This is a genomic window from Streptomyces albidochromogenes (genome assembly GCF_005981925.1).
GTDB lineage: Bacteria > Actinomycetota > Actinomycetes > Streptomycetales > Streptomycetaceae > Streptomyces > Streptomyces albidochromogenes.
Window position 1 is genome coordinate 1 of the sequence record NZ_VBVX01000435.1, and the last position, 4,251, is coordinate 4,251.

The 4,251-nt window shown below is 70.9% G+C and carries 4 protein-coding genes and 1 pseudogene; 2 read left to right on the plus strand and 3 right to left on the minus strand.

Annotation, left to right across the window (positions count from 1 at the left end):
* Positions 1–574, plus strand: a 574-nt coding sequence (locus E2E34_RS31860; RefSeq protein ID WP_138905324.1) for a GNAT family N-acetyltransferase, incomplete at its 5' end; no start/stop codon positions are given.
* A gap of 50 nt (positions 575–624) precedes the next feature.
* Entirely contained in the window at positions 625–1,797 is a 1,173-nt protein-coding gene (locus E2E34_RS31865; protein ID WP_138905325.1) for a winged helix-turn-helix domain-containing protein, read from the plus strand.
* On the opposite strand, the gene E2E34_RS31870 is transcribed toward E2E34_RS31865, so the two are convergent.
* The 3 genes and pseudogenes from E2E34_RS31870 to E2E34_RS31885 all read right to left on the minus strand — a co-directional run.
* Positions 1,790–2,545, minus strand: a complete 756-nt coding sequence (locus E2E34_RS31870; protein ID WP_138895485.1) for a response regulator — start codon at positions 2,543–2,545, stop codon at positions 1,790–1,792. The genes E2E34_RS31865 and E2E34_RS31870 overlap by 8 nt on opposite strands.
* Positions 2,546–2,767: 222 nt before the next feature.
* Positions 2,768–3,457 (minus strand): ribosome hibernation-promoting factor, HPF/YfiA family, encoded by a 690-nt coding sequence (hpf, locus tag E2E34_RS31875; RefSeq protein ID WP_138895484.1) that lies wholly within the window; start codon positions 3,455–3,457, stop codon positions 2,768–2,770.
* Between the two features lie 287 nt (positions 3,458–3,744).
* A pseudogene (locus tag E2E34_RS31885) lies at positions 3,745–4,251 on the minus strand (ComF family protein); the annotation flags it as partial.

The following is a 4,251-nucleotide window of genomic DNA, read 5'->3' on the forward strand; positions in this document are numbered from 1 at the left end:
CCTCACCACCGAGCGGCTGCTGCTGCGCCCTTTCGAGCCCGCCGACACCGACGCCGTCCACCAGGCGTGCCAGGACCCCGACATCCAGCGCTGGACGTCGATCCCCTCGCCGTACGAACGTGAGCACGCGGAGGGCTTCGTCGGCCGGATCGTGCCGGACGGCTGGCGCTACGACACGGTGTACGCCTTCGGGGCCCTCACCCGGGACACCGGCGAACTGGTGGCCGCCGTGTCGTCGATCACGCGCGGCGAGGGCGCCGCGGAGATCGGTTACTGGGGGGCGAAGGAGCACCGCGGCCGGGGCTACGTCACCGAGGCGGTGCGGGCCGTCGCCCACTGGGCCTTCACGTGCGCGGGCGTGGAGCGCCTGGAGTGGCGCGCCGAGATCGGCAACGACGCGTCGCGCGCGGTGGCCGAGAGGGCCGGGTTCGTCATCGAGGGCGTCCAGCGCTCCGGCATCGCGAACAAGGGCGTGCGCCGGGACGGCTGGATCGGCGCCCTGCTCCCGTCCGACCTCGGACTGCCGACGGCCTGCCCGTACCTGCCCTCGCGGGCCGGCGTCCCGTCCGACTGAATCGCCGCAGGCCAGGGCCTGTTGTCAGTGGCGGAGCCTAGGCTGCGGCCATGACCAGTCTGCTGCCGCCCACCGCCTCGCTCTCCGCCGACGAAGCCCGCAGGATCGCCCTGCGCGCCCAGGGATTCCTGGGCGCGCCGGACCGGCGGGGCGGGGTGCGCGGCGTCCTGCGCCACCTGGGCGCGGTGCAGCTCGACACGATCTCCGTGCTGGCCCGCTCGCACGAGCTGATTCCGTACGCCCGCCTCGGCGCCGTGGGCCGCTCGACCGTGGACAGCGCCTACTGGACCGGCGCCCACGCCTTCGAGTACTGGTCGCACGCGGCCTGCATCCTGCCCATGGAGGAGTGGCCGCACTTCGCCTTCCGCCGCCGCGCGTACCGCGACCGGCCGCACTGGCACCACGACCTCCCTGACGGCGCGTACGACGCGGTGATCAAGCAGCTGCGCGCCGAAGGTCCGCTGACGGCCACGGATTTGGGCGGCGCCAAGAACAAGGGCGAGTGGTGGGACTGGTCCGCGTCGAAGGTCGCCGTCGAGCGCGCGCTGATGTACGGCGAGGTGGTCTGCACCGAGCGGCGCGGCTGGAAGCGGGTCTACGACCTGGCCGAGCGCGCCGTCCCGGACGCCGTCTACCACAACGACCTGGATGACACCGAGTGCCTCCGCCGGCTCGTGCGCCTCGCCGGCCAGTCGCTCGGCGTCGGCACGCGCGCCGACATCGCGGACTACCACCGCCTCAAGGGCGAGCAGGTCGACGCCGTGATCGCCGACTCGGGTCTGGTCCCGGTCGAGGTCGAAGGCTGGGGCAAGCCCGCGTGGGCGGACCCGGCAGCCCTGGTGAGCACCCCGCGCGGCCGCCACCGCACGACCCTGCTGTCGCCCTTCGACTCCCTCGTCTGGGACCGCCCCCGCACCGAGCGGATCTTCGGCTTCACCCACCGTCTGGAGGCCTACGTCCCCAAGCCCAAGCGAATTCACGGGTACTTCGCCATGCCGTTGCTCGCGGGCGGGCGGCTGCTGGGCCGGGTCGACCCGGCGCGTGAGGGGAAGACGCTCGTGGCGCGTCAGGTCTCGCTGGAGAGCCGCAAGGCCGTGGGACCGATGGCGCAGGCGCTGGTCGAGGCGGCGCAGTGGGTCGGCTGCTCGGACGTACGGGTGGAGCGCGTGGACGCACCGGACCTGCGCGAGCCGCTGACCGCCGAATTGGCCCGCCTCACCTGATCTCGAGGATCTTCTCCCGCATCGCGTAGACCACGGCCTCCATCCGGGAGTGCAGCTGCAGCTTCTCCAGGATGTTGCGGACGTGGTTCTTCACGGTGTTCTCGGAGATGAACAACTCCTTGGCGATGTCCCGGTTGTTCATGCCGGTCGCCACGAGCTTGAGGACTTCGAGCTCCCGCTCGGTCAGCCGCGGCGCGGGGACGAGCCGGCGCTCGTCGGTGCGCTGGATCATCGACTTGAACTCGGTGAGGAGTTTGGACGCCATCGACGGGCTGATCTGCGACTGGCCGTCGGCCACCGCGCGGATCGCCGTGGCCACCTCGTCCGTGGAGATCTCCTTGAGGAGGTAACCGGTCGCGCCCGCCTTGATCGCGTCGTAGAGGTCGGCCTCCTCGTCGCTGATCGTCAACATGATGATCTTCGCGCTGGGGGCCACCTCCTTGATGGTGGTGCACGCCTCGATGCCACCGCGCTTGGGCATCCGCACGTCCATCAGCACGATGTCCGGCAGCAGATCGGCCGCCTTGTCCACGGCCTCCGCACCGTCCCCGGCCTCACCGACGACCTGGATGTCCTCCTCCTGCGCGAGGACGATCTCCAGTCCCCGGCGGAACAGGGCGTGGTCGTCGACGACCAGCACCCTGATGGGCTCCTTGCGCGCTCCCCCGGCGTCCGCACCGGGACCGCCGCCGCCCTCGGCGTCCGCCGTGCCGGACTCGTCGTGCACCGGACCGAAGCTGTCCGCCATCGTTCCTCCCCCTGAAGGCCGTGGCCCGAAAATCATGAGCTGCCCCAACCACAGTGTGCAGAGCACCGATTGGCTTGCGACGCCATGATTTCATGCCCGGACGACGGAGCGGTGATCCTGCGGTCGCACGATGGTGCCCCTGGGGGGCGCACAGGCGCTCCAGGGGCACCATCACAGATGGATACGGCACGCGACCCTCGTCGGTTCAGCGTGCCCGGCGAATCACCCGCCGAGTGCACCTCCGGCGCCGCCCGCCTCGGTCTCGGCCAGCGGGTCGGTCGTCAGGTGGATGACACCGTAGTCGTAGGCGTGCCGCCGGTAGACGACACTGGGCTCCTTCGTCTCGGAGTCGACGAAGAGGTAGAAGTCGTGCCCGACCAGCTCCATCTCGTAGAGCGCCTGGTCGAGCGTCATCGGGGCCGCGACGTGCGTCTTCTCGCGGACCACCAGCGGCCCTTCGCCCTGTACCTCGAGCGATCCGATCCTGGTGGTGGGGATGGTCGGTGTCGCCTCGTCGGCGACGAGAACCCCATTGCCGTTCATGGCCGCGGTGCCCGGCACCGTCGTACCCACCTCTGCGGCCGACAGCCTGCCGTTGCCACGACGCGTGTGGCGCTTGTCGTGCTGCTTGCGCAGCCGCGCCTCCAACTTCCCGGTGGCGAGGTCCAGCGCCGCATACGCGTCGCCGGCCGACGCCTCGGCCCGGATGACCGGGCCACGCGAGTGAAGCGTGATCTCCACACGGTCGGAACGGTCGGCCTGCCGCGGATTGGGCTCCTTGGACACTTCGACGTCCAGGCTGATCACCTTGCCGTCGAGCTTCTGGATCTTGTCCAGCTTCAGCTTCTCGGCCACGTGCTTGCGGAACCTCTCGGGCACCTCGGTCTTGCGGCCCTTGACGACGATGTCCACGCAGAACTCCGTTCCCGGATAGCCCCGCTTCAGCGGCGGAGCGTCTCCCTTTCGCACCAGGTTCCGGTGAGCACCGGAACCTCGGACTTGGTGACTTTCACCTCCTCCTCCCCAGTCGACAAGATCCCCACCCCATCGACTTCGGGCTGAAGTGAAAACCCGAAGCGCAGCCGTCCAAATCGTGAGGCACAAGCTCTGCTTTCCTCACAACCGAACATAGCTCGCTCGGACGCCTGTCGGCACCCGCTACCGGCGCGTACCTCCTATCAAGCGAATTTCCACTCTCCCTACCTGCAACGATCCAAGTTCCCCGTCAGTTCCGGTTTATTACCGAAGGACAGCGCCGGAGCGGCGACGACAGCGGCCCTGGGCTGCGCCGAGACCAGAACCGGCCATTCCCGGATGGCACTCAGTGCACGCGCCGCCTCCGCGAGCGAGGCGCCCGTCGTCATCAGGTCGTCCACCAGGACGGCCCGGCCGCCCGCCAGGAGCCGTGCGCCCCCGGGGGACACCTCCAGGGCCCCTGCCAGGTTCGCCGCCCGCTCGCGGGCGCTCAGGCCCGCCTGGTCGCTCACCGGCCGCCGCTGCCTGAGCACGGCCAGGACCCGGGCGGGCACCCCGGCGCGCCGCAGTTCCCCCGCCGCGCACCGGGCGATCCGGAGCCCCGGATCGTGGCCGCGTGCCCGGACCGCGCCGCGCGCGGACGGCACGGGCACCAGCAGCAGCGGCCCCGGCCCGGCCGGTGCACCGGCCACCGCGGCCCGCACCGCCACCGCCAGTGCGCCCCCGAGCGC